The organism is Pyxidicoccus xibeiensis (assembly GCF_024198175.1).
In the GTDB taxonomy this organism is placed as follows: domain Bacteria; phylum Myxococcota; class Myxococcia; order Myxococcales; family Myxococcaceae; genus Myxococcus; species Myxococcus xibeiensis.
In genome coordinates this window covers 1,047,013-1,069,721 of the sequence record NZ_JAJVKV010000004.1, presented here as the reverse complement: position 1 = coordinate 1,069,721, position 22,709 = coordinate 1,047,013, and the positions used below count along the sequence as shown (strand labels likewise).

Here is a 22,709-nt window from a genome sequence, read left to right as displayed (position 1 = left end):
CGCCGCCAGCGCCGCGGCCAGGCTCAGTACGCGCCGACGTTGTAGACCGTCGCGGCCCAGGTGCCGCAGCTCCAGCCGGTGCCCGTGGACAGGCACACCGGGTACTGCGACCAGCCCCGGTACACCTGGATGACGTCCGTGCGGCCATCCGCGTTCACGTCGGCCGTCATGAACCGCTGCTCGGAAGAGCCCGAGTTGTGGATGGTCGCCGGCAGGTTGTTGCAGGCGTAGCTCGTCCCCGTGGAGTAGCAGGTGGGGATGGTGGACCAGCCCCGGTACGTCTGGATGACGTCGGTGCGGCCGTCCCCGTTGAAGTCGCCCGTCAGGTACTGCTGCTCCGGCGAGCCCGAGTTGTACGTGCTCACGTTGTTGACGGCGCAGCTCCAGCCCGTCCCCGTGGAGTAGCACGTGGGCAGCGCGGCCCAGCCCCGGTACGCCTGGACGACGTCGGAGCGGCCGTCCCCGTTGAAGTCGCCCGTCAGGAAGTCCTGCTCGGAAGAGCCCGAGTTGTAGACGGTGGCGGACGGGTTGGCGCACGTCCAGCCCGTGCCCGTGGACCGGCACACCGGGTAGCTCGTCCAGGCGCGGTAGGCCTGGGCGATGTCCGTCAGGCCATTGCCGTCGAAGTCACCCGTGAGGAAGCGCTCCTCGGGCGAGTTCCACGTGTAGACGGTGGCCGCCGGGTTGGCGCAGGACCAGCCGCTGCCCGTCGAGTAGCAGAGCGGGTAGCTCGTGAAGCCGCGGTGCACCTGGGCGATGTCCGTCAGGCCGTCGTTGTTGAAGCGGCCCGTGAGGAAGCGCTGCTCGGCGGAGCCCGAGTTGGTGATGGCCGCCGAGAGGTTGGAGCAGCTCCAGCCGCCACCCGTCGAGTAGCAGGTGGGGATGCTGCCCCACAGGCGGTACACCTGCGCCACGTCCGTCAGGCCGTCGTTGTTGAACGTCCCCGTGACGGTGCGCTGCTCGGCGGAGCCCCAGTTGTACATCGTGGCGCCCGGGTTGGTGCAGGACCAGCCGCTGCCCGTCGAGGTGCAGGTGGGGATGGACGCCCAGCCCCGGAACGTCTGGAGGATGTCCGCGCGGCCGTCATTGTTGATGTTGGCGGCGTGGAACTGCTGGTCCGCGCCCAGGGGGTGGCCGTAGAACTGGCGGGCCCCCTGCATGTCCGTGACGCTGAGCTGCCCGGCGTTGTTCCACGTCGGGTTGCAGTAGTTCATCACCGACATCAAGTCCCACGAGCCCACCGTGGTGTCGCCGTTGGAGCCCTGCGGCGCGCTGGTGCAGGTGGAGGGCGTGTCCGCGCGGTTCTGCTCGTGGGCGAAGCCCACCGCGTGCCCGAACTCGTGCACGGCGATGGCGCGGATACAGTGCTCGCGCTGCGCGGCGCTGGAGGCACAGCTGGGGCTCCAGTTGGCGAAGGTGAAGTTGAGCACCATGCCCGCGGCGGCGTTGTTCAGCTGGGTGCCCAGGCCCTTGGTGTGGGGGCCCTCGTCGTTGATGCGGATGCGGATGCCGGAGCTGGCCGGGCAGGTGCCCCAGCCGGTGAAGAGCAGGTTGCTCTCCTTCTCCCAGGTGGCGCGCACCGCGTTCTGCACCCAGGCCTTCTCCGTGGCGAAGCCCGCCGTCTCCCAGCAGACCTCGATGTTGGGCGTGCTCCAGACGCGCGTGGACGCCACGTACAGCTCGCTCTGCGACGTGCCGATGGCCACCGGCCCGTCCTCTGCCTGCTCCGCCTGCACACCGGACGGCTCCGCGCCGGTGCAGGCGGCCAGCAGCCCCGCGCCCACGGCACCCACCATCCAGGAACGCCCGAATCCACGGCCCTTGCGTGACTCGTTGAACATGACTCGACCCCTCAGCGGCGCGGGTGGCGGGCCCCGATGGGCCTGATAGCCCCCGCGCGCGGAGTGTGAACGGGATGCGCGGTTTTCCTTCGGTCAGCCCGTCGCGAGGGGGGTAGCCATCCGGAAGGCGGCCGACCTATACATCCCTCCCATGGGACGCATTTTCGAGACACGCAAGGCCACGATGATGGCCCGCTGGAACAAGATGGCGAAGGTGTTCACGCGGATCAGCAAGGACATCGCCATCTCCGTGAAGGCGGGCGGGCCCAACCCCGACTCGAACTCCACGCTGCGCCGGATTCTCCAGAACGCCCGCGCGGCGAACATGCCGAAGGACAAGGTGGACGCCGCCATCAAGCGCGCCACCGGCCATACGGCGACCGACTACGAAATCGTGCTCTACGAGGGCTACGCGCCCCACGGCATCGCGCTGCTGGTGGAGACGGCCACCGACAACGTGGTGCGCACCGTGGCCAACGTGCGCATGCACTTCAACAAGTACGGCGGCAACCTGGGCACCACCGGCAGCGTCGCCTTCATGTTCCAGCGCATGGGCGTGTTCCGGCTCAACCCCGAGGGCCTCGATTTGGACTCGCTGGAGCTGGAGCTCATCGACCATGGCCTGGTGGACATGGGTGAGGGCACGGGCGAGAAGGGTGAGAAGCAGGTCATCCTCCACTGCGCCTTCACCGACTTCGGCCAGCTGCAGCACGCGATTGAAGCCAAGGGCCTGACGCCCATCTCCGCCGAGTCCGAGTACGTGCCGCAGACTCCCATCGAGCTGCCCGAGGACAAGGCCACCGAGGTGTTGGAGCTGGTGGACGCGCTGGAGCAGGACGAGGACGTGCAGCGCGTCTTCCACAACCTGGCCTGAGGTGACGGGGCCTGCTCAGAAGCTGGGCAGGACCTGGAGCTCGTAGGGGCCCGCCTCGCTCGCCGCGAGCTGGAGGTAGTACGTCCCGCCAGTGGGGGGCCTGAACTCCCGGGTGAAGTCGAGCGGGAGCACGGCGCCGCCGGCGGTGAGCACGGCGAGCTGGAGGGTCGCGGTGGCGTGCAGCTCCACCCGGTAGCGCTGGCCCCCGCTCAGCTGCAGGGCAAACACGTCCACGTCGGAGCGCGTCTCGAAGCGGCGCTCCACGCGCTGTGACAGGGGCAGGGGCGCGGCCGTCGCCGGCGTGTTGCCCGCGTCGTCCAGGCCCAGGTCCTCCAGCGTCACGGTGTACGTGCCCGTGTACTGGGAGGACGCGGAGGACACCTCGACGGTCAGCGTGCCCGTGGCGGGGGCCTCGAAGGACACCCACTCGCTCGAGCTGCCGCTGGAGACCACCAGGACTCCCCGGGCATCGCGCACGCGCAGCATGCAGCCGACGGGGGAGGGCCCGGTGGGCTTGCAGACGATGCGGTAGGCCCTCGGGGCCGTCACGGAGAGGCTGAAGACGTCCACGTCGGTGAAGGTCTCGAGGTAGCCGCCCACCCCGATGGAGCCCTCCGGCAGGGGCGTGGCCCCGGTGGCCGTATCCGCGTGGTCATCCGGTCCCAGGTCCTCCAGGTGCAGGGTATAGGTGCCCGTCTCCATGGAGCTGGTGCTGACCTCGATGACGTAGCGCCCACCCACCAGCGCCTCGTGGAACGCGGGGACGTCGTGGCCCGTCGGGTCCTTCACCTTCACCTCGCACCAGGGCGACGTGGAGCTCGAGCAGCGCACCCGGTAGACGCGGCCCGCGGTGGCGGAGAAGCTGAAGACGTCCACGTCGCGGAAGCTCTCGAAGCTGGCGCCCACCGTCCCCACGCCGAGCGGGGTGGCGGCGGCGGAGGTATCTCCGTGGTCGTCCGTGCCCACGTCCTCCAGCGCGTAGGTGTACGTGCCCAGCATGGAGGAGAAGAAGACCTCCATGGACACCAGGGTGGCGTCGGCGGCCTCCCAGCTCAGCGCAGTGGGGGCGCTGAAGCCCGGCTGCTTCTCGGCGAGGACCTGGCCCTCCGGCCCCCGCACGCGCACGCCGCAATGGATTTGCGAGCAGGCGAAGCGATAGATGCGGCCCGGCGTGGGGCGGAAGGTGAAGGCGTCCACGTCCTGGAAGGTCTCCAGCGCTCCGGTTCCCACGGCGGGCGCTGCCAGCTCGTTCGCGCCCACCGCCGAGTCCGCGTGGTCATCCGTGCCCACGTCCTCCACCGTGCAGCGGTAGGCCGCGTTGCCCCCGGACACCGCGACCGCCAGCGTGCCGCTGGTCTCCACCTCGTGCTGCACCCGGACCCTGCTGCCCTGGGGCTGCCTCGCGCCCTCGTATACGAGGATGGAGGGCTCGCTGCCGCTGCTGCCCACCTGCGGGCAGTGGATGCGGTAGATGCGCCCGGCCGTGGCGGGGAAGGAGAAGACGTCCACGTCGGCGGCGAAGTCGAGCGTGCCGGTGAGCTCGCCGGGCACGGTGACGGGCGTGGCCGTCGCGGGGGTGTCTCCGTGGTCGTCCGCGCCCGCCCGCTCCAGCCGCAAGGACCAGGTGCCGAGGAGCGAGGGGTAGTAGAGGCTGCTCACCTGGAAGGCCGTCGTCCCGGTGGTGGCCTTGAAGGCGAACACCTGGGACGTGCTGTGCGCCTGGCCGGAGGCGAGCACGGCGCCGCTTCCGGAGGTGATGCTCACGCTCACGGCGTTCGCGGTGCCGGCGGTCACCGTCAGCCGGTAGATGCCGCCCGGCTCCGTCTGGGCGGACAGCACGTCCACGTCCCGGTCGTAGTCGATGGCACCGGCGCCCTCCGCCGAGGTCATCGGGGTGGCCGTCGCGGGGGTGTCGCCGTGGTCGTCGGTCCCTGCTTCCGTGAGCTGGCAGGAGTAGGGCGTGGTCAGGAAGGAGAAGGACGTGGCGAGCTGCACGGTGTGCGGCCCATCGACGTGCGCCCTGGCGATGAGGACATTGCCGGAGTGCGCCTGTCCCACGGCGTCTCCGGTCGGGTCCCGCAGCGAGAGGGCCAGCCACTGCTGCGGGTTCGCGCAGTCGAAGCGGTAGAGATGCCCGGCCTGGGCCTGGAAGGTGAAGGCATCCACGTCCGTCGTCACCGGGAGCCTCCCGGTGATGGCCGGGCCGCCCACCGTCACCGGCGTGCCGCTCGTGGTGCCGTTCGGATGGTCGTCCGCGCCGAGGTCCTCGAGGTGGACGGCGTACGTCCCCACCGCGCCCGAGAACGAGCGCACCCGCAGCACATGCGGCGCGGCGGCCGAGGCCGTGAAGCGCACCTGCTCCCACTGCCAGAAGCCGGGCCGCTCGCCCTGGAGGTAGAGGAGCTTCTCGCACTCGAAGCCTGGCGTGCCAGCGCTGCAGGACACGCGGTAGTGGTGGCCGGCGACGGGGACGAAGGTGAAGACATCCACGTCTCCGCCCCGCTCGAAGGTGGCCTGCACCGGGGCGGGCGTGGCGGACAGGGGGCTCGCGCTGGCCTCGTCGTCCCCATGGTCATCCGGGCCGAGCTGCTGGAAGGCGAGCCGGTAGTGGGGCGTGGCGGTCGGGTCCGTGGCGCGCACGGCCAGCAGATAGCGGCCTCCGACGGGCGCGCGGAGGTTGATGCGCAGCTGGGAGCCGCGCCCCTGCCGCACCACGGTGGTGCCGTCGGGTGCCAGCAGCTCCACCCGGAGGTCCGCCACGCCCTCCTGGAGGCCCACCACGTCGATGACGGTGGAGGAGGCCGCGTCCAGCGGCAGGGCATGCAGGTCCACGTCGCCATGGAAGTCCACGCGGCCGGACACCACCACGCCTCCGGCCGGCAGGGGCCGCGCGCCGTCCGCCGTGTCGGCGTAGTCGTCCGGGCGCTCCTCCTCGAGCAGGAGCGTGTAGGGCCCCTGGGTGGCGGGGTCGTACATGCTCAGCCGCACCAGCAGCGGCGCGGAGGACGGCGCCTTGAAGTGCACGCCCACCTGCGGCCTGTCCTGGTGGTCCGCCATCACCGGCCGCAGGCCGTCCTCGGTGACGACGTCCAGGTAGAGCCCCAGGCCCGTGGAGGTCGACGCGCGGACGCGGTAGGTGACGCCCTCGCGCACCTGGAGGCGGTACCAGTCCACGTCACCCACCGGGGCCAGGGTGCGGGTCTCCAGGGGCTGGCCCATGGGGACATCGAGGACGGCGCGCTCGGGGCAGTCATCCGGCTCGAAGGTGTCGCCGCCCGGCCAGGGCTCGGCGGCGCACGTGGGGCGCGTCAGCTCCACGCACTGGCCGTCCCGCCACAGGTAGCCGGCGTCGCAGCCGCACTGGTACGTGGTGTCCTCCACGGCGCAGACGGTGCGGTGCGGCTCGGTGCACGGGTTGGGCTCACAGGGCGTCGGGTCCGGAAGCGGTGGGTCCTCCACGCAGCGCAGGCCGTCCGCGTGGTACCCCGCGTCGCAGAGGCAGGCGGGACCGCTCTCGATGAGCGCGCAGCGCCCCGCGCCGCAGGACACGTCGCGGCAGGCTTCCTCGAGGGCGTGGGGAGGCTCTGACTGGCAGGCGGAGACGAGCGCGAGCAGCGCCACCAGGGCGGCCGAGGGGAGCGGGAGCGGTCGGGTCATGGGAGGGGAAGGGAAGGTCAGGGGAGGGGCTGGGCGCCCGCTTCTTCCAGCCGCAGGGACCAGGTGCCCATCTTCGGGAAGTCGTCGGCGCTGCTCAGGCCGAAGTGCGTGGTCTCGGTGTTGGCCCTGAAGGTGATGTCCACGGGCGTGGTCCCGGCCGTGCCGGTGCCGAGCAGGGCTCCCCTGGACGTGGTGATGCGCAGGCCCACCCGCTCCACGGAGCCGGCGGTCAGCGTCACGCGGTAGTCGACGCCCGGCGTCGTCCGGGCGGAGGCGAAGTCCACGTCGCCGTCGTACTGGAGCTCCCCGGAGACCTCCGCCGCCGTCATCGGGGTCGCGAGCTCCCACGTGTCGCCGTGGTCGTCGAGCCCCTGGTCCGTGAGCCGGCACGAGTACGTCCCCGTCAGCCAGGTCAGCCGCGGGCTCAGTTGCAGGGTGTGCGGTCCGTCCGTCTGCGTCTCGGCGTAGAAGATGTCATTGGACGGCGCCTGCCTGCCCACGAGGTTCCCGGCAGCGTCCCTGAGCGAGACCCGGAGCCTGCCGCGCTGGTCCGCACAGTCGAGCTGGTAGACATGCCCGGCCTGGGCGGTGAAGGTGAAGGCATCCACGTCCGTCTCCAGCAGGAGCGTCCCCGTGAGGGCCGGGCCGCCTGGCGCCACCGGCGTGCCGTTGGAGCTGCCGTCCGGGTGGTCATCCGGGCCGAGGTCCCTGAGGTGGAGGGTGTAGGGATACGGCAGGAACGCGTGCGCGCGCACCAGCACCACGTAGGGCGTGGCATCCAGGGCCTCGATGCGCAGCTCCTGCCGGGACCAGATTGCCGCCGGGGCGGGCCGCCGGCCCTGGGGAGACAGGAACTGCTCGCACACCCTGCCGTCGTTCGCCTCACAGGTCACACCGTAGTGGTGGCCGGCGGTGGGGACGAAGGTGAAGGCATCCACATCCTGGTGCCACTCGAAGGTGCCCTGGAAGGGCGGTGACGACGGGAGCAGGGGGCTCGCGCGATTCTCGTCGTCCCCATGGTCATCCGGGGGGAGCTCCTCGAAGAGGAGCCGGTAGGCCCCATCGCCCAGAGGGTCCCTGGAGATCAGCCGTGCCAGCAGCGGCGCGGACGACGGTGCCTTGAAGTGCGTCACCGCCACCTGCACGGCCCCATGGTGCCCCGTCACCGTCCGCAGGCCGTCCTCGGTGAGGATGTCCAGGGCGTGCGTCATGAGCGACTCCGCGCGGACACGGTAGAGGGCCCCCTCGCGGACCTGGAGGCGGAAATGGTCCTTGTCCAGCTCCGGGAAGAGCGTGCGGCCCTCCAGGACCTGGCTCGAGGGGGCGAGGTCGATGGCTCGCTCGGGACAGTCATCGAACTCGAGGGCATCACCTCCCGGCCTCTGCTCGAGGCCGGGGCACGTGGGCGGTATCTCCACACACTGGCCCGCCCTCAGGCGGTAGCCGGCATCACAGCCGCACTGGTGCGTGGTGTCGTCCACCGCCGTACAGACGGTGCGGTGCGGCTCGGTGCACGGGTTGGGCGCGCACGGCGTGGGGCCTGGAGGCGGCGGCTCCGGCTCGCCGGGCTGGCATGCGGGGAGGGTGGCGAGCAGCGTGACGAGGGCGGCCGCGAGCGGGGGGAGAGGTCGGCGCATGGACATAAGGAGATACGGAGGCAGACGGCCTGCCCGGTCATGCGCCCTATACCACGCACGGGTGGCTCGCCTCCCCGCGGTGCCCCGGAGGACAGGTCCCCACGCAAAGACCCCGCCAGCCCCTCGGAGGAGGGGCCGACGGGGTCGGGGGTTTCCACGTGCTTCCCGAAGGGGCTACTTCGTGAAGGTGATGGGGCCGGTGGAGAGGGTGCTGTTGTTCGCCCCGTCCACCGCGCGCACGCGCCAGGTGTGGCTGCCGGCGTTCAGCCCGGTGACGGACAGCTGCTCCGTCCCCACGCCGTACACCTCGAACTCCCACAGCGAGTAGCCGTAGGTCGTCTGGCGCTGCACGCCGCGCATGCGCACGTAGCGGCCGACGCCGCTCAGGCCGTCCAGCACGTCCTCACCGCCGTCACCGGTGGTGACGCTGCGCAGCGTCTGCCAGCCGGTGGCGCCGTCGACGGACGTCTCCACCACGTACTGGCGGCCGTACGCGGCCTCCCACTTGAGCACCACCCGCTTGATGGAGTGCACGGCGCCCAGGTCCACGGTGATGGACTCGGTGTCGGGGTTGGCCACGTCGTTGCGGCTGGACCAGCGCGTGGCCATGCTGCCGTCCACCGCGTCGCCCGCGGTGCCGAACTCGTTGGAGGTGGCCACCGCGTTGCGGCCCAGCGACAGGTTTGTGGTTAGCCCCACGTACGCGCGCGGCGTCACCGTGGGCGAGCGCTCCGTGCCGTCCAGCACCAGGATGTACCGGGACACCCCCGCGCCGACGTCCGTCGTCTGCTCCCAGGTGAACGTCGTGGTGGCGCCCGGCACCGTGGTGCCCGCCGCCGGGAGCAGCGCCGCGAAGGTCGCGGGAGGCGTGGTGTCGTTGAGCGTGAAGGTGGCCGTGGCCGAGGTGGTGACGCCCCCCGCCCAGTTGTAGGCCCTCACGAACCAGGTGTGCGCGCCGTTGCCGATGGCGGTGTTCAGCGTGGCGGACGTCGTGCGCGTCGTCGCCACCGGGAACGGGCTGCCGTCCACGAAGACCTCGTAGCGGTGGATGCCCGTCTGCGGGTCGCTGCTCGCCGACCAGGTGAAGCTGGGCTTCGTGGTGATGGTGGAGCCGGGCGCCGGCGTCAGCAGGGTGAAGGCCGTGGGCGGCGTCGCGTCCACCAGCCCGAAGCCCTGGATGCCCGCGCCGTACTGGAAGAGCGGGTTGCCGTAGATGGGAAGGATGGGCTGGCCCGCCGCAATCCTGGCGCGAATCTCCGCGCGCTGGGCGGTGGTGGCGCCCAGGTCGAACGGGTAGTCCCAGCGCTCAATCTGGCCGGCCTCCACGTCGGTGCCAATCTGGTCCATGCCACGCGGCAGCTGCCACGGGAGCATGCCGCGCGGGAGCACGTCGCCGAAGAGGACGTCGGCCACGGCGAGGCCGCCCATGTCGCCGGGACGGTACGCCACCAGCAGCGCGTTCGTCTGGGGGACGACGTTGGTCAGGATGTACGGGCGCGGCAGGATGAGCACCGTCGTCGTGGGGATGTTCCGCGACTTGAAGCCGGTGATGATGCCGTACTGGTTGCCCCACTTGGCGTCGTGCGCCGGGCCAATCGGGTCGCCCGGCAGGTAGGGCTTCTCCTTGTCCCACTCGGTGCCGTGGGTGAAGTAGCTCTCGCCCACCACGACGATGGCGGCGTTCGGCGTGACGCCCGCGGGCGCGTTGTCCTTGTAGACGGTGATGCCCGCGGCCTCCGCGCGCTGCTTGATGGCCTGGTAGATGGTCAGGTCCCCGAACTCCGTGCCGTGGAAGTCCGAGCGCCACGTCACCATGCAGGCCGTGTCGTCCGCGCGCGGGCCGGCGACGACGATGCTCGCGCCCGCGGACAGGCGCAGCGGCAGGGCGCCGTCGTTCTTGAGCAGCGTCATGGCCCCCTGTGCGGCGCGGCGGGCCAGCGCCTTGTGGTCGGCGGTGTGCCACTCGGAGGTGCCGGCGGGGCCGCGGCGGTACGGGTCCTCGAAGACGCCCAGGCGGAACTTGAGGTCGAGGATGCGGCGCGTGGCCTCGTTGATGCGCGTCTCGGAGACGGCCGTCGCGAAGTCCGCCCACTGCGTGGGGGTGGCGCCGCCCATGACGTCCGAGCCCGCCGTGGCCGAGCGCACCCACGCGCCCGACGGCAGCCAGTCCGAGCAGACCACGCCGTTGTAGCCGAGCTTCTGGCGCAGGTAGTTGATGATGCTCGGGTTGTCACCGGCGCCGTAGCCCTCGGGCCCCAGGAGCCAGCTGCCGGCGTAGCCCGGCATGATGCCGCTGGTGCCCGCCTCGATGGCCGCGTGCCACGGACGCATGTGGTAGTGGATGGTGGTGCCGTCGTAGGTGATGCCGGCCTCGCCGCCCGCGCCCTGGCCCGGCCAGTGCTTCGTCGTCACCCAGATGGAGTGCGGGTTCACCTCGGGGCCGCCCTGCAGGCCGGCGACGAGGGCGCGCGTCATGCCCGCGGCCAGGTCGGCGTCCTCGCCGCCGCCCTCCTGGATGCGCGGATAGAGCACCTTGGTGCCGACCTCCGCCAGCGGGGAGAGCGTGCCCCGGCTGCCGATGGCGAGCTGCTCGCGGCGCTGCATGTCGCCCAGCTCGTAGACGGTGTCGAGGTCCCGGGACGCGGCGAGCGCGGGCTGCGTGGGCCAGCTCGTCTTGTAGCCGTGGATGGTGTCACCCGCGTCGACGTGAGGGATTCCCAGCCGCGTGGCCGCGGAGGCCCGCTGGAAGTCGACGATGTCCTGCGGGCTCAAGGGCCCCATGGTGAAGCCCGCCGCGGGCACCGTCTTGGCATCGAAGAACATCTGCAGCGCCTTCTCCTCTCGCGTCATCCGGCCCATCAGGTCGTTCACGCGCACGGAGATGGGGTTGCGCCAGTCCTCGTACGGCTCGAGGGTGCCGTTCTTGTTGAGGTCTCGCGCGCCGTTGATGAGGTTGACGCCGTCGGCGGCCGTCTCCACCACCGGCAGGTAGACGGAGAAGGTGCGCAGGTCCGAGCGGCTGGTGTTGCCGCTGGGGAACGTGGCGACGACGTACCACTTGTACGTCCAGCGGTCCGGCAGGTCCTCGGTCAGCGTCCACGAGGTGCCGGTGACGGTGGCCATCAGCGTGTAGCGGTCCAGCAGGCTGCCCGGCGCCATCCAGTCGTAGTCGTTGCGGCTGACGTTGACGTAGACCTGATAGTTCGTCGCTCCGGTGGCGGCGGACCACTGCAGCGTGGGGCGGCGCGTGGTCGTAATCATCGCGCCGTTGGCGGGCGCGATGACGGGGAAGGCTCCGGCCACCGGGGGCGGCGGAGGCGCGACGTAAGGGTCCGGGATGATGGTGCGGTCGCGAGGGTCCGTGGGCCCGCCCGTGGAGTAGATCTCCACCTTCCACTCCGCGCCCTGCACCGCCAGCGCGGAGACAGTCTGTCCCCGGAGCACGGTGCCGGTGGACGTGGTGACGGCCAGGCGGATGTCCGTGTTCGGCTGGGTGGGCGAGAACTGGTTCTTCGACATCGTGACGGTGGTGTTGGGCGGGAAGGTCAGCTCGTAGGTGAAGGGCCCGGGCGGGTTGCGCACCGACGGCGTGGTGTTGCCTTCCTCCGGCGTCGGCGTGACGCTGATGGGCGCGGGCGAGACGTTGATCTTCGCGTAGGCGAGCTCCGGGAACATCAGCTTCACCGTCTGGTTCGTGGTCTGCGGAGGCGGGTCCTGCGGGCCGCCGCCCGGCGCGTAGACCTCGAAGGACCAGAGCGAGTAGCCGTAGCCGGTGCCACGCTCGATGCCACGCATGCGCACGTAGCGGGCGGTGCCCGACACGGTGATGGCGCGGCTGCCCGGGGCGCCGTCGGTGATGGTGGGCGCCAGCGCCGTCCAGGTGGTGCCGTCGGTGGAGCCCTCGAGGGCGTACTGCTTGCCGTACGCGCCCTCCCAGTTCAGCACCACCCTGCCGAGCTGCTGCGAGGAGCCGAGGTCCACGCGAATCCACTGGGCCTCCAGGGACTCGGAGGACCAGCGCGTCGTCGCGTCACCGTCGAACGCGTACTGGGCCGCGAGGTGGGCGGCGTTGGCCTCCACCGTGGAGGCGGTGGCGGGCCGGCCCCGGGCCAGGTCTCCCGTGGGCGCGGTGGCGCCGTAGATGGCGAGCTCCCACAGCGAGTAGCCGTAGTCGATAGCACCGCGCACCTGCCCGAGGACGCGGACGTAGCGGCCGGTGCCCGTCACCGCCAGGTCATCCGTGCCGCCGTCGCCGTCGGTGATGACGCGCACGTTCTGCCAGTTCGTCGCGTCGTTGGAGGTCTGGATGGTGTAGCCCCGGCCGTACGCCGTCTCCCACGTCAGCACCACGCGGGAGATGGCCTGGCTGGTGCCGAGGTCCACGTAGAGCCACTCGTTCGCGGTGAAGCCGCTGCCCCACCGCGTGCCGGCGTTGCCGTCCACCGCGAAGTTGCCGGTGAGCCCCGGCTCCGCCGAGGACGTCACCACCGGCCGGTTGAGGGCCAGGTTCGCCTGGGCCTGAGCCGCTGAACCCACCGCCACCACACCCAATACCGCGACCACCGCGCAGGCCCTGGCCAGCCATGACCAGGGGCCGTGCGCGGCCTGCACACGACGAATCGGCACACTCATGGGAAAAGCGGACCGCTGGAGGAAGTGGGGGAGGGGGTGCGTCAGCGGCTGTCGAGGAGAGGCTGCGCCCGAGCGGTCCTTTCCTTTCTGAGGCTGATTCTAATTGTTCGGACTCTGGATAAAGTCAAACCAGGTCCGGATAACGCGGCAAGCCATGTCTTCCCCGTGCAAGCTCCGGACACACGCCTCCAGTCACCCTGGCTGGATTTCTACCGGGTTGCGGCTGCTGTCAGGTTGCAGGGGGAAATGGCTTCCGCCAAGCGGAGGGCTCACGCGTGGCGGAGTGCCACCGGGTTACAGCACGCTCACGCGCTGACGCCGACACCGATGGGGCAGCTCACGCCGGTGCCGCCGAGGCCGCAGTAGCCGCCGGGGTTCTTCTCCAGGTACTGCTGGTGGTAGTCCTCGGCGTAATAGAACGGCGGCGCGGGGAGGATTTCCGTCGAAATCGCGTCGAAGCCCTTCGCCTGGAGCGCCTTCTGGTACGCGTCGCGGCTGGCCTCGGCGGCGCGCTTCTGGGCCTCGCTGGTGTAGTAGATGCCGGAGCGGTACTGCGTGCCTACGTCGTTGCCTTGGCGCATGCCCTGCGTGGGGTCGTGGCTCTCCCAGAAGACGCGCAGCAGCTCTTCGAAGGAAAGCTTCTTCGGGTCGAAGACGACGCGCACCACCTCGTTGTGGCCCGTCTGGCCGCTGCACACCTCGCGGTAGGTGGGGTTGGGCGTGAGGCCGGCCGCGTAGCCCACCGCCGTGCTGTACACGCCGGGCGTCTGGTAGAACTTGCGCTCCGCGCCCCAGAAGCAGCCGAGGCCGAGCACCACCTCCTGCATGCCCTCGGGCACGGGCCCCTTCAGCGGGGTGCCGAGCACCTCGTGCTTCTCGGGGACGGGCATCTCTTCCGACCGGCCCGGCAGCGCCTCCGCGGGGCTCGGCAGCTTCAGCTTCTTGGCGGCATTGAAGAACATGCCCCAGGAATAGCGGCCTCCCCGTCCGGTTTCACCCCCAGACGGAGCAGGCAGCCGGGCGGAGGGTGGATGGCCCGCGCCTCCGGTGGGCTGGCCCGCTCCGCTCGACTACGGTCCCCCCACATGCGCCTACGACTGACCGCCGCACTCCTCTGCGTCCTCCCGTCCCTCGCGCTCGCCGAGAAGAACTCCCGCTGCCAGGGCAGCCCCAAGGCCCGCGCCGCCCGGTTCTCCGAGAAGGCGATGAAGGGCATGCCGGCCGCCGAGCGCTACGCCGCCTATGTCAAAGCCTGCTCGCTGGACGAGGTGGTGGAGCTGACGCAGCAGTTGGTGCGCTTCAAGACGGTGAGCAGCGAGGCCCCCGCCGCGAAGAACCCGGGCATCGCCGACATGGGGCGCTTCCTCCAGAAGTGGGCGAAGGCGCACGGCCTGGCGTACCGCGCCGTGGGAGGCAATGACGTCTTCGAGCTGTCCTGGGGCGAGGGCGCGCCGCAGCTGGGGCTCGTGTTCCACGGCGACGTGGTGCCCGCTCCCGCGCACGAGTGGAAGAAGCCGCCCTTCGAGCCCTACATCGAGGACGGCCGCCTCTACGGCCGGGGCGTGGAGGACGACAAGGGGCCGCTGGCGCAGGCGCTGGTGGCGCTCGACTTCGCCCGGCAGCTGGGGCTGAAGCCGCAGGGCCGCGTGCTGGTCATCGTCGGCAACGGCGAGGAGAGCGACTGGACGGGGATGACGAAGTACGCCGCCGCCACGCCCAAGCCCACGCACGTCATCTCCGTGGACTCCAACTACCCCGTGGTGGCCGCGCAGTCCGGCTTCGTCGCGTGGAGCCTGGAGGCTCCGGCGAGCGAGGCTCCGCCGAGCGCGGGTCCGGCAGGTGCGGCTGCGGCAGGCAAGGCTCCGGGAGGCAAGGCTCCGCCGAGCGCGGCTGCGATAGGTGAGGCTCCCTCCGCCGGGGCCGCGAAGGGCGCCGCCACGCTGCGCGCGGTGGACGTGAAGGGCGGTGAGTTCCTCACGCAGGTGCCCGGGGCCGCCACGCTGACGCTGGCGCCCGCCGCCGGCCGCACGCCCGAGCAGGCCCTGGCGGACGTGCAGGCCGCCGTGGCCGCACTGAAGCCGGGGCGCGCCGCCCTCCAGGCCGACGTGAAGCGCGAGGGCGACACCGTGGTGCTCACCACCCACGGCAAGGCCGTGCACGCCTCCATCGCCGACGAGGGGCACAACGCCCTCTGGGATTTGTCCGCCGTGGCCGCGCGCCTGCCGCTGGAGGACAACGGCATCGCCGCGATGCTGCGCGTGCTGGCCGGACGCTTCGACGGTGACCACCACGGGCAGAAGCTGGGCGTGGCGTACAAGGACGACGGGCTGATGGGGCCGCTCATCGTCGCGCCCACGGTGCTGCGCGTGGCGGACGGCAAGGTGACGTTGGGCGTCAACATGCGCCGGCCCCAGGGGCAGGAGGCCGCCGTCTTCAACGCGGCGCTCGACAAGGCCGCCGCGCAGGTGGGGCAGGACACCGGCGGGCGCGTGAAGGAGGCCGCCGGCCGCTACGTGGGCGACGCGCACGTGGCGGACACGTCCGGCACGCTCGTCACCACGCTGCTGGACATCTACAAGCGCCACCGCAATGCCCCGGACGCGAAGCCCGCGTCCGTGCGCGGCGGCACCTACGCGCGCCTCTTTCCCAAGGCGGTGGACTTCGGGCCCGGCTTCCCCGGCGAGCTGTACACGGGCCACGCGCCGGACGAGTCCATCTCCCTGGAGAGCCTGGACGCCGGCACGCGGATGCTGGCCGAGGCCATCCACACGCTGGCCCTGACGCCCGCGGCGAAGTAGCGCTCACCGCGCCGGGGACTCGGGTTTCGACTCCCGGGGCCAGTGCACGGTGAAGGTGGTGCCCTCCCCCGCGCTGGAGTGCACCTCCACGCTGCCGCCGTGCACGCTGGCAATCTGGCTGACGATGTACAGCCCCAGCCCCAGGCTGCGCTTCTTCTTCGCCAGGTCCTGGGGGGTGGGGCTGACCTTGAAGGGGTCGAAGATGCGCGGCAGCAGCTCGGCGGGAATCGGCTCGCCCTGGTTGTGGACCTCCAGCACCACCTCGTCGTGCTCGCCCCGGACGGTGGTGCACACCGGCTGGCCCTCCTGTCCGTGCTGGAGGGCGTTGGCCACCAGGTTGCCCAGCACCTGGGCCACCCGGTCCGGGTCCCAGGCTCCCCACGTGTCGCCGTGCGCCTCGAAGACGAGCTGGCGCTCCGGGTAGCTGACCTGGAGCTCCTCGAGCGCCGCCTGGCAGACCTCCGCCATGTTCATGTGCTGGCGCGCCACGGGAATCCCGCCGCCCAGTCGCGTGCGCGCGAAGTCGAGGATGTCGTTGATCATCCGCCCCATGCGCCCGGCCGCCTTGCGGATGCGGTCCACCGCGCGGCGCTCCGGCGGCCCCCACTCGTCGGCCCGCGCGAGCTGGAAGGCCGAGGCGACGATGGCGTTGAGCGGGTTGCGCAGGTCATGTCCCAGGACGGCCAGGAGCTGCTCGCGGAAGTCCACGGCCTGGCGCAGCGTGGCCTCGGCCTCCTTGTGCCGGGTGATGTCCACCACGGTGCAGCCCAGGCCCAGCACGCCGCACGAGGGCGTGCGCACCGGGTAGAAGCTGGCCTGCCACGTCCGCCCTCCGCCGCGGGACGCGGTGGGCGGCAGGCCGAACTCGAGCGCGTGAATCGGCTCGCCCGTCTCCAGCGCGCGGCGCAGCAGCGGCTCCAGCAGGTCCGCTATCTCCCTGGGCTGTATCTCCCGCAGGGGGCGTCCCTGGTGCGCCTCCAGCGGGGTGCCGTTGATGTCCGCCATGGCCTGGTTGATGCGCACGTAGCGCAGCTCCCGGTCCAGGAAGGCGATGCCCATGGGCGTGGCGCCCAGCAGCGCGTCCAGCTGTGCCAGCGAGCGCTGGGCCTCCACCCGCGCGGCGCGCTCCCCGGCCTGCAGGCGGGCCTGGATGAGGTGCGCGGCGGCGCGCTGGGTGATGGTGCGGAACAGCAGCGTGTCCGACTCGGAGAAGATGAAGGCGGTGCGCGAGCTCATGTACGCCACGCCCAGCACCCGGTCGTCCTCCATCAGCGGCACGCCGTAGACGGCGCGCAGGCCCGGCTCCTTCAGCGCGGCCAGCACCACGCGCGGGTCCGTGGCGGCCGAGCGCAGCGCCAGCGGCCTGCGCTCGGCCGCCACCTGGCCCGCGAAGCCCTCGTCGACCCGCAGGGAGCTGCCATACGCCTTCTCCGTCCCCAGCCCCACCGCGGCGCGCACCACCAGCCGGTCTCCCTCCGCCATCAGCACGGCCGCCGCGTCCACCGCGAGCGCGGACTCCATCAGCACGGTGAGCAGGCGCACCAGGAGCGTGTCCATGGAGGGGCTGTCCAGCGTGGCCTGCGTCATGCGGTCCAGCGCCTGGAGGATGCGCTGCCGGGCCTGGGAGAAGCACGTCATCGTCCGCGTCACCACGCGGTCCAGCGCCTCTTCCAGCCGCTCCAGCTCGCCTGCCGCCAGCTGGCGTATCTGCGGCTCCAGGCGGCGGAGGATGCACTTGCGCAGGAGCGCGTACTCGGCCGCCACCTCGCCCAAGTCAAAGCCCTGGTCCAGCCGGATGACCGCATGCTCGTCCCAGAGGGCGGTGCCGAGGCCTTCCGGGCCGTGCTCGATGACCTCCGCCAGCGCGAGCAGCAGCTCCGGCATGTGGTCCATCAGCCAGGAGTGGCGCTCCGTGCGGCCCGCGTGGAACGCGTGCATCGCCTGCTCCCAGTCGCCGAGCAGCGCCTGTCGGTGGACGCGCAAGAGGTCCGCGGCCCGGAGCGTCCCGCTCCCTCCGGGCTCGTCCTTACTCACGGAGCGTGAATCCTGCTCCAGCATCACCGACCTCCCGAGGCCCCGCCCGCTCTCGCCACACCCGCTACAAGTCTGGGCACGATGGCCGCGGTGTGCCTTGCCCTCGCGTCGCGGCGAGGGTTCGAGCCCGGCGCCACGCCGTGCCTTCGTCGTCCATGCCCCCGGCGCACCGCCCGCCGGGGCCGTCTGCCGCTCCCGTCCGGGCGACGCACCTTCGTACGAGGGCCCTATCGTCCACCGGCAGTCGCTTGCCCCCGGGGACGCTTGCAGGAAGCTGTGGGCCCTGACGCGCTCGGTTAGGGTGGATGGAAGATGCGCACCCTCCTGCTGACCCGCTCCGATGTGTCCCGCAACCTCCAGGCGCTCACCCTCCTGGACGACATGCGCGAGGCCTTCCGCTCCGATGCCCTGGCGCGCACGGTGGCCCCGCAACGCGCCCGCGCCCCCGTGCACTCGGAGGGCACCGCGCTGGTGCTCTTCCCCGGCAGCCTGCCCGGCATCCCCGCCTATACGGTGAAGGTGCACGCGAAGTTCCCCGGGCAGACGCCGGCGATTCAAGGCGTGGTGCAGCTCAACGACCTGGCCACGGGCGCGCTGCTGGCGGTGATGGACTCGGGCCACCTGACGGCGGTGCGCACGGGCGTGGTGGGCGCGCTCGCGGCGGACGTGCTGGCGCGGCCGGACGCCAGCCGGGTGGCGCTCATCGGCGCGGGGCGGCAGGCCGTGCTGCAGCTCAAGTCGCTGCGGCTGGTGCGCTCGCTGTCCCACGTGCGCGTCTACGACACCGAGCTCGAGCGCGGGATGGCCCTCGCCACGCGCATGTACCAGGAGCTGAACCTGCCGGTGCGCGTGGAGGAGTCCGTGGCGGACGCGGTGGCGGACGCGGACATCGTCGTGACGTCGACGTGGAGCCGTGAGCCCTTCCTGCACCCGGGCATGGTGCGGCCGGGCACGCACGTCATCACCCTGGGCGCGGACGAGCCGGGCAAGGCGGAGGTGTCCGCGGAGCTGCTGCGCCAGTCGCTCTTCGTCGTGGACCACCGGGCGCTGGCCGTGGCCAGCGGCGCGGCGGGCGCGGTGGGGCTGGGCGAGGACGCCATCCATGCGGAGCTGGGCGAAATCCTGGCCGGGATGAAGCCCGGGCGCACGTCGCCGGAGCAGGTGACGGTGTTCGGCGCGGTGGGGCTGCCCTTCCAGGACCTGGCGGCCGCGTGGCACGTGTACCAGGCCGCCCAGGGCGACGACGCCGTGCAGGGCCTGGACTTCGGCGCATGAGGGCCGCCTGGCACGCGCTGCTGTCACGCATGGGCCTCACCCGGCCGGAGCTGCGCGCCTGGGCGATGTACGACTGGGCCAACTCCGCCTACGTCACCACCATCATCGCGGTGGTCTTCCCCCTCTACTACGCGTCCGTCGTGTCGGACGGGCTGCCGCGCGAGGTGGCCACCAGCCGCTATGCCACCGCCACCGCGGTGGCGCTGGGCTCGGTGGCGGTGCTGTCGCCGGTGCTGGGCGCGCTGAGCGACAGGGCGGGGCGCATCAAGCAGATGCTGGGCCTCTTCCTGGGACTGGGCGTGCTGACCACGGTGGGGCTGGCCACGGTGGGGCGCGGGGACTGGGCCTGGGGGCTGGTGCTCTTCGGCCTGGGCAACGTGGGCGTGGCGGGGAGCATCGTTTTCGCCGACGCGCTCTTGCGCCACATCGCCCGGGACGAGGAGCTGGACCGGGTGTCCACCGCCGGCTACGCGCTGGGCTACCTGGGCGGGGGGCTGCTGCTGGCGGCGCAGCTGGTGCTGCTCCTGCAGCCGCGCTGGTTCGGCCTGCCGGACGCGGCGGCGGCGTCTCGCGTGGCGTTCCTCTCCGTGGCTGTGTGGTGGGCGGCCTTCTCGGTGCCGCTGTTCCGGCGCATCCCCGAGCCGAAGCCCCTGGTGAATGGCAGGGACCACCGGCTGTCGCTGCGCGGAACCTTCCAGCAGCTCATGGAGACGGCGAAGGGGCTGCGCCAGCACCGGCAGGCGATGCTCTTGCTGGTGGCGTACCTGCTCTACAGCGACGGCATCGGCACCATCATCCGGCTGTCCACGCTGTACGGGACGGAGCTGGGCATCAGCCGGGGCGCGCTGATTGGCGCGCTGCTGCTGACGCAGACGGTGGGTGTGCCGTGCGCGGTGCTGTTCGGCAAGGGCGCGGCCCGGGTGGGCGCGAAGAGGGCGCTGATGCTGGCGCTGGCGGTGTACGTGGGGGTGACGTTCCTGGGCTACTTCATGCACACGGCGGCGCACTTCTTCGCGCTCGCGCTGCTGGTGGGCATGGTGCAGGGCGGGAGCCAGGCGTTGAGCCGGTCGCTGTATGCGCAGATGGTGCCGCGCGACAGGGCGGCGGAGTTCTTCGGCATCTTCAGCGTCTTCGAGAAGGTGACGGCGGTGGCGGGCCCGCTGGTGTTCGCCGCGGCGGTGGAGCTGACGGGCTCCAGCCGGCAGGGGGTGCTGTCGCTGCTCTTCTTCTTCGGGGCGGGCGCGGCGGTGCTGTGGCGCGTGGACGTGGAGGCGGGCCGGCGCGCGGCGCGCGAGGCGGAGGCGCGCGCGGGCTGGAGCGAGGCGCCGCTGGCCGCCGGTGTGCCTCCCGGCGGCCCGGCGTAGGCCTCAGTGGTGGACGGGCGGCACTTCCCGTGGCGCGGAGAAGAGGCTGTCGCGCCCGTGGTTGAGCACCACCTCGCCGTGCAGCACCTCGACCACGTCCGCCATGGATACCGCGAAGTCATGGTGGCGGATGAGGCCCTTCTCCACGATGAACTCGTCCTCCTTCAGCTCGATGATGCGACCGAGCACGTGGCCATCATTGCCACGCACCTTCATCCCCTTCTGGATTTCCGACTTGGTGAACATCATTCGCTCCCCGAGGGCCATGGAGAGGGGGCCCCTGCCCGAAAGCTGTCCTGAGGGCCCCGGGTCCGCAGGGGGCGGACGGTGGAGCGCTCCGGTGGTCCTCCACGCCGGAGGCACGGCGGGGAGTGGCCCCGTACGCTTCTCACCGCCCTGGCATGCGGCGCAGCGCGGGGCCCGCCGGCTGCTGATTCGTTGAAACAGTCCGTCGCCGGGAGGGCAGGCGGACGGGCGAGCCTCCGGGTTGCGCGAGGGGGAGCGCGGTCTCATCGGTTGAAGGGCAGAGGACGGACGAGAAGCCGGCGTGCGCGCCGGGGCTCTCCACCGGCGGGGAGCGGGCGTGGGCCGGCGCCCCTCCCCGGTGCTACTTCTTCGCCTCGAGGACCGCGGATGCCCCGCATCGCCGACTACGCGCTCCTGGGAGACTGCCACTCCGCGGCGCTGGTGGGGCGTGACGGCTCCATCGACTGGGCGTGCTTTCCCCGCTTCGACTCGCCCGCCGTGTTCTGCCGCATCCTGGATGCGCGGCGCGGCGGCAGCTTCGGCGTGGCCCCGGAAGGGCGCTACGCCTCCACGCGCGCCTACCTGGAGGACACCAACGTCCTGGTGACGACCTTCACCACGCCGCGCGGCGTGCTGGAGGTGGTGGACTGCATGCCCGTCTTCCCCGGGGGCGCCACGCGCGGTACGCACGTGGGCACGCGGCATGCGCTGCTGCGGCGGGTGCGGTGCCTGTCGGGCGAGGTGCTGGTGCGCGTGGTGGTGTCGCCGCGCTTCGAGTACGGCGCCTTCGTCCCGCGCCTGCGCCTCACCTCGTGGCGCACCGCGGAAGTGGTGGGCGGCGCGGACGCGCTGTGGGTGACGACGACGCACCCGCTGGTGGCCCGCGAGGACGCGCTGCGCGCGCGGTGGACGCTGCGCGCGGGCGAGGAGGCCTGGGTGGAGGCGGCGTGGACGCCCTCCTTCGTGGAGCGCTCCCCCACGGACGCGCCGGACCAGGACGCCTTCCGCCAGCGGCTGGAGGACACGCTCACCTTCTGGCGGACGTGGGTTGCCCGCTGCGCCTACGTGGGCGAGCACGCCCGCGCGGTGCGGCGCTCGGCGCTCACCCTCAAGGCGCTCACGTACGCCCCCACCGGCGCGCTGGTGGCCGCGCCCACCACGTCGCTGCCGGAGGAGCCCGGGGGCGTGCGCAACTGGGACTACCGCTTCACCTGGCTGCGCGACGCCTCGCTGACGCTCATCTCGCTGCTGGCGCTGGGCTACCGCGACGAGGCGGATGCCTTCCGTCACTGGCTGCGGCGCACCAGCGCGGGGCGCGCGGCGGACCTGCAAATCATGTACGGCATCCAGGGCCACCGCCTGCTGCCGGAGGTGGAGCTGGCGCACCTGGAGGGGCACGACGGCGCGCGGCCGGTGCGCGTGGGCAACGGCGCGGTGAAGCAGCTCCAGCTCGACGTGTTCGGCGAGCTGCTGGAGGCCGCGTGGCTGTACGCGCGCGCGGGCGGGCCCCTGTCGAAGACGAACTGGACGTTCCTGTCGGGGCTGGTGGAGGAGGTGTGCCGCCGCTGGCGCCTGCCGGACCAGGGGCTGTGGGAGATTCGCGACACGCCCCGGCACTTCGTCCACTCCAAGCTGCTGTGCTGGGTGGCGCTGGACAGGGCCCTGCGGCTGGCCCGGGCGCGCGGGCTGCCGGGGCCGCTGTCGCGCTGGGCCCGCGAGCGCGCGGCGCTGCGCCGCTACCTGCTGGAGTGCGCGAAGGACGGCTGGTTCCCGCAGGCGTGCGGCGTGGACGCGGCGGATGCGTCCACGCTGCTGGTGCCGGCGCTGGGCTTCCTGCCGGTGGCGCACCCGCTCGTCCAGGGCACGGTGCGCGTGGTGCGCGAGCGGCTGGAGTGCGACGGGCTGCTGTACCGCTACCACGCCCCCGACGGGCTCGCGGGCGGGGAGGGCACCTTCCTGCTGTGCTCGTTCTGGCTGGTGGACGTGCTGGCCCACGCAGGCCAGTGGGACGAGGCGGAGCGGGTGCTGGAGCGGCTGCTGGGGTTGGCCAACGACGTGGGGTTGTACGCGGAGCAGGCGCTGCCCCAGACGGGCGAGGCGCTGGGCAACTTTCCCCAGGCCTTCACCCACATGGCGCTGGTGTCCACCTGCGCGCAGCTGTCCGCCGTGCGCTCGGCGCTGCGCCGGCCCTCGCCCGCGAAGGCGCGCGACTTCGCCGGCTTCGCGCTGGAGTCGCTGCTGGTGCGCCGGCGGGGGATTGCCCCGCGCCTGCCCGACGCCAGCCTGCTCGGCGTCTCCATGCACATGGCCGCGCCGGAGTGAGCACTGCTGGCGCCCGCCCGGCCGGCCGC

Annotated in this window: 12 protein-coding genes; 5 read left to right on the top strand and 7 right to left on the bottom strand. The window is 71.9% G+C overall.

Annotated elements, in window-relative coordinates:
- Nucleotides 1-23: 23 nt before the first annotated feature.
- Nucleotides 24-1,841: a hypothetical protein gene (locus tag LXT23_RS22230; RefSeq protein ID WP_253982227.1), complete on the bottom strand. Its 1,818-nt coding sequence runs from the start codon at nt 1,839-1,841 to the stop codon at nt 24-26.
- A gap of 151 nt (nt 1,842-1,992) precedes the next feature.
- Between LXT23_RS22230 and LXT23_RS22225 the strand changes: the two genes are divergently transcribed.
- Nucleotides 1,993-2,715 carry a YebC/PmpR family DNA-binding transcriptional regulator gene (locus LXT23_RS22225; RefSeq protein ID WP_253982226.1) on the top strand — a complete coding sequence of 241 codons (723 nt, stop codon included), beginning with the start codon at nt 1,993-1,995 and terminating at the stop codon, nt 2,713-2,715.
- Between the two features lie 15 nt (nt 2,716-2,730).
- On the opposite strand, the gene LXT23_RS22220 is transcribed toward LXT23_RS22225, so the two are convergent.
- The 4 genes from LXT23_RS22220 to msrA all read right to left on the bottom strand — a co-directional run bounded on the left by LXT23_RS22220 (nt 2,731) and on the right by msrA (nt 13,603).
- Nucleotides 2,731-6,372: a hypothetical protein gene (locus LXT23_RS22220; RefSeq protein ID WP_253982225.1), complete on the bottom strand. Its 3,642-nt coding sequence runs from the start codon at nt 6,370-6,372 to the stop codon at nt 2,731-2,733.
- Nucleotides 6,373-6,389: 17 nt separating this feature from the next.
- Nucleotides 6,390-8,009 (bottom strand): hypothetical protein, encoded by a 1,620-nt coding sequence (locus LXT23_RS22215; RefSeq protein ID WP_253982224.1) that lies wholly within the window; start codon nt 8,007-8,009, stop codon nt 6,390-6,392.
- A gap of 174 nt (nt 8,010-8,183) precedes the next feature.
- Nucleotides 8,184-12,641, bottom strand: coding sequence for a galactose-binding domain-containing protein (locus tag LXT23_RS22210; RefSeq protein ID WP_253982223.1), 4,458 nt, complete (start codon nt 12,639-12,641; stop codon nt 8,184-8,186).
- 305 nt (nt 12,642-12,946) lie between these two features.
- Complete coding sequence (gene msrA / locus LXT23_RS22205; protein WP_253982222.1) at nt 12,947-13,603, bottom strand: peptide-methionine (S)-S-oxide reductase MsrA; 657 nt, start codon at nt 13,601-13,603, stop codon at nt 12,947-12,949.
- A 123-nt stretch (nt 13,604-13,726) separates the two neighbouring features.
- Between msrA and LXT23_RS22200 the strand changes: the two genes are divergently transcribed.
- On the top strand, nt 13,727-15,439 hold the full coding sequence (locus tag LXT23_RS22200) for a M20/M25/M40 family metallo-hydrolase (protein ID WP_253982221.1): 1,713 nt from the start codon (nt 13,727-13,729) through the stop codon (nt 15,437-15,439).
- Between the two features lie 3 nt (nt 15,440-15,442).
- Here LXT23_RS22200 and LXT23_RS22185 read toward each other — a convergent pair whose 3' ends face one another.
- Nucleotides 15,443-17,473 (bottom strand): ATP-binding protein, encoded by a 2,031-nt coding sequence (locus LXT23_RS22185; RefSeq protein ID WP_323379066.1) that lies wholly within the window; start codon nt 17,471-17,473, stop codon nt 15,443-15,445.
- Between the two features lie 312 nt (nt 17,474-17,785).
- Between LXT23_RS22185 and LXT23_RS22180 the strand changes: the two genes are divergently transcribed.
- The gene (locus LXT23_RS22180; RefSeq protein ID WP_253982220.1) at nt 17,786-18,748 is read left to right on the top strand and encodes an ornithine cyclodeaminase family protein; all 963 of its coding nucleotides are present in this window, start codon (nt 17,786-17,788) and stop codon (nt 18,746-18,748) included.
- Nucleotides 18,745-20,112, top strand: coding sequence for an MFS transporter (locus tag LXT23_RS22175; protein ID WP_253982219.1), 1,368 nt, complete (start codon nt 18,745-18,747; stop codon nt 20,110-20,112). The genes LXT23_RS22180 and LXT23_RS22175 overlap by 4 nt, the downstream gene beginning before the upstream one ends.
- 3 nt (nt 20,113-20,115) lie before the next feature.
- On the opposite strand, the gene LXT23_RS22170 is transcribed toward LXT23_RS22175, so the two are convergent.
- On the bottom strand, nt 20,116-20,361 hold the full coding sequence (locus tag LXT23_RS22170; RefSeq protein WP_253982218.1) for a hypothetical protein: 246 nt from the start codon (nt 20,359-20,361) through the stop codon (nt 20,116-20,118).
- Nucleotides 20,362-20,745: 384 nt separating this feature from the next.
- Here LXT23_RS22170 and LXT23_RS22165 point away from each other — a divergent pair, with 384 nt between their 5' ends.
- Entirely contained in the window at nt 20,746-22,680 is a 1,935-nt protein-coding gene (locus LXT23_RS22165; protein ID WP_253982217.1) for a glycoside hydrolase family 15 protein, read from the top strand.
- Nucleotides 22,681-22,709 lie beyond the last annotated feature (29 nt).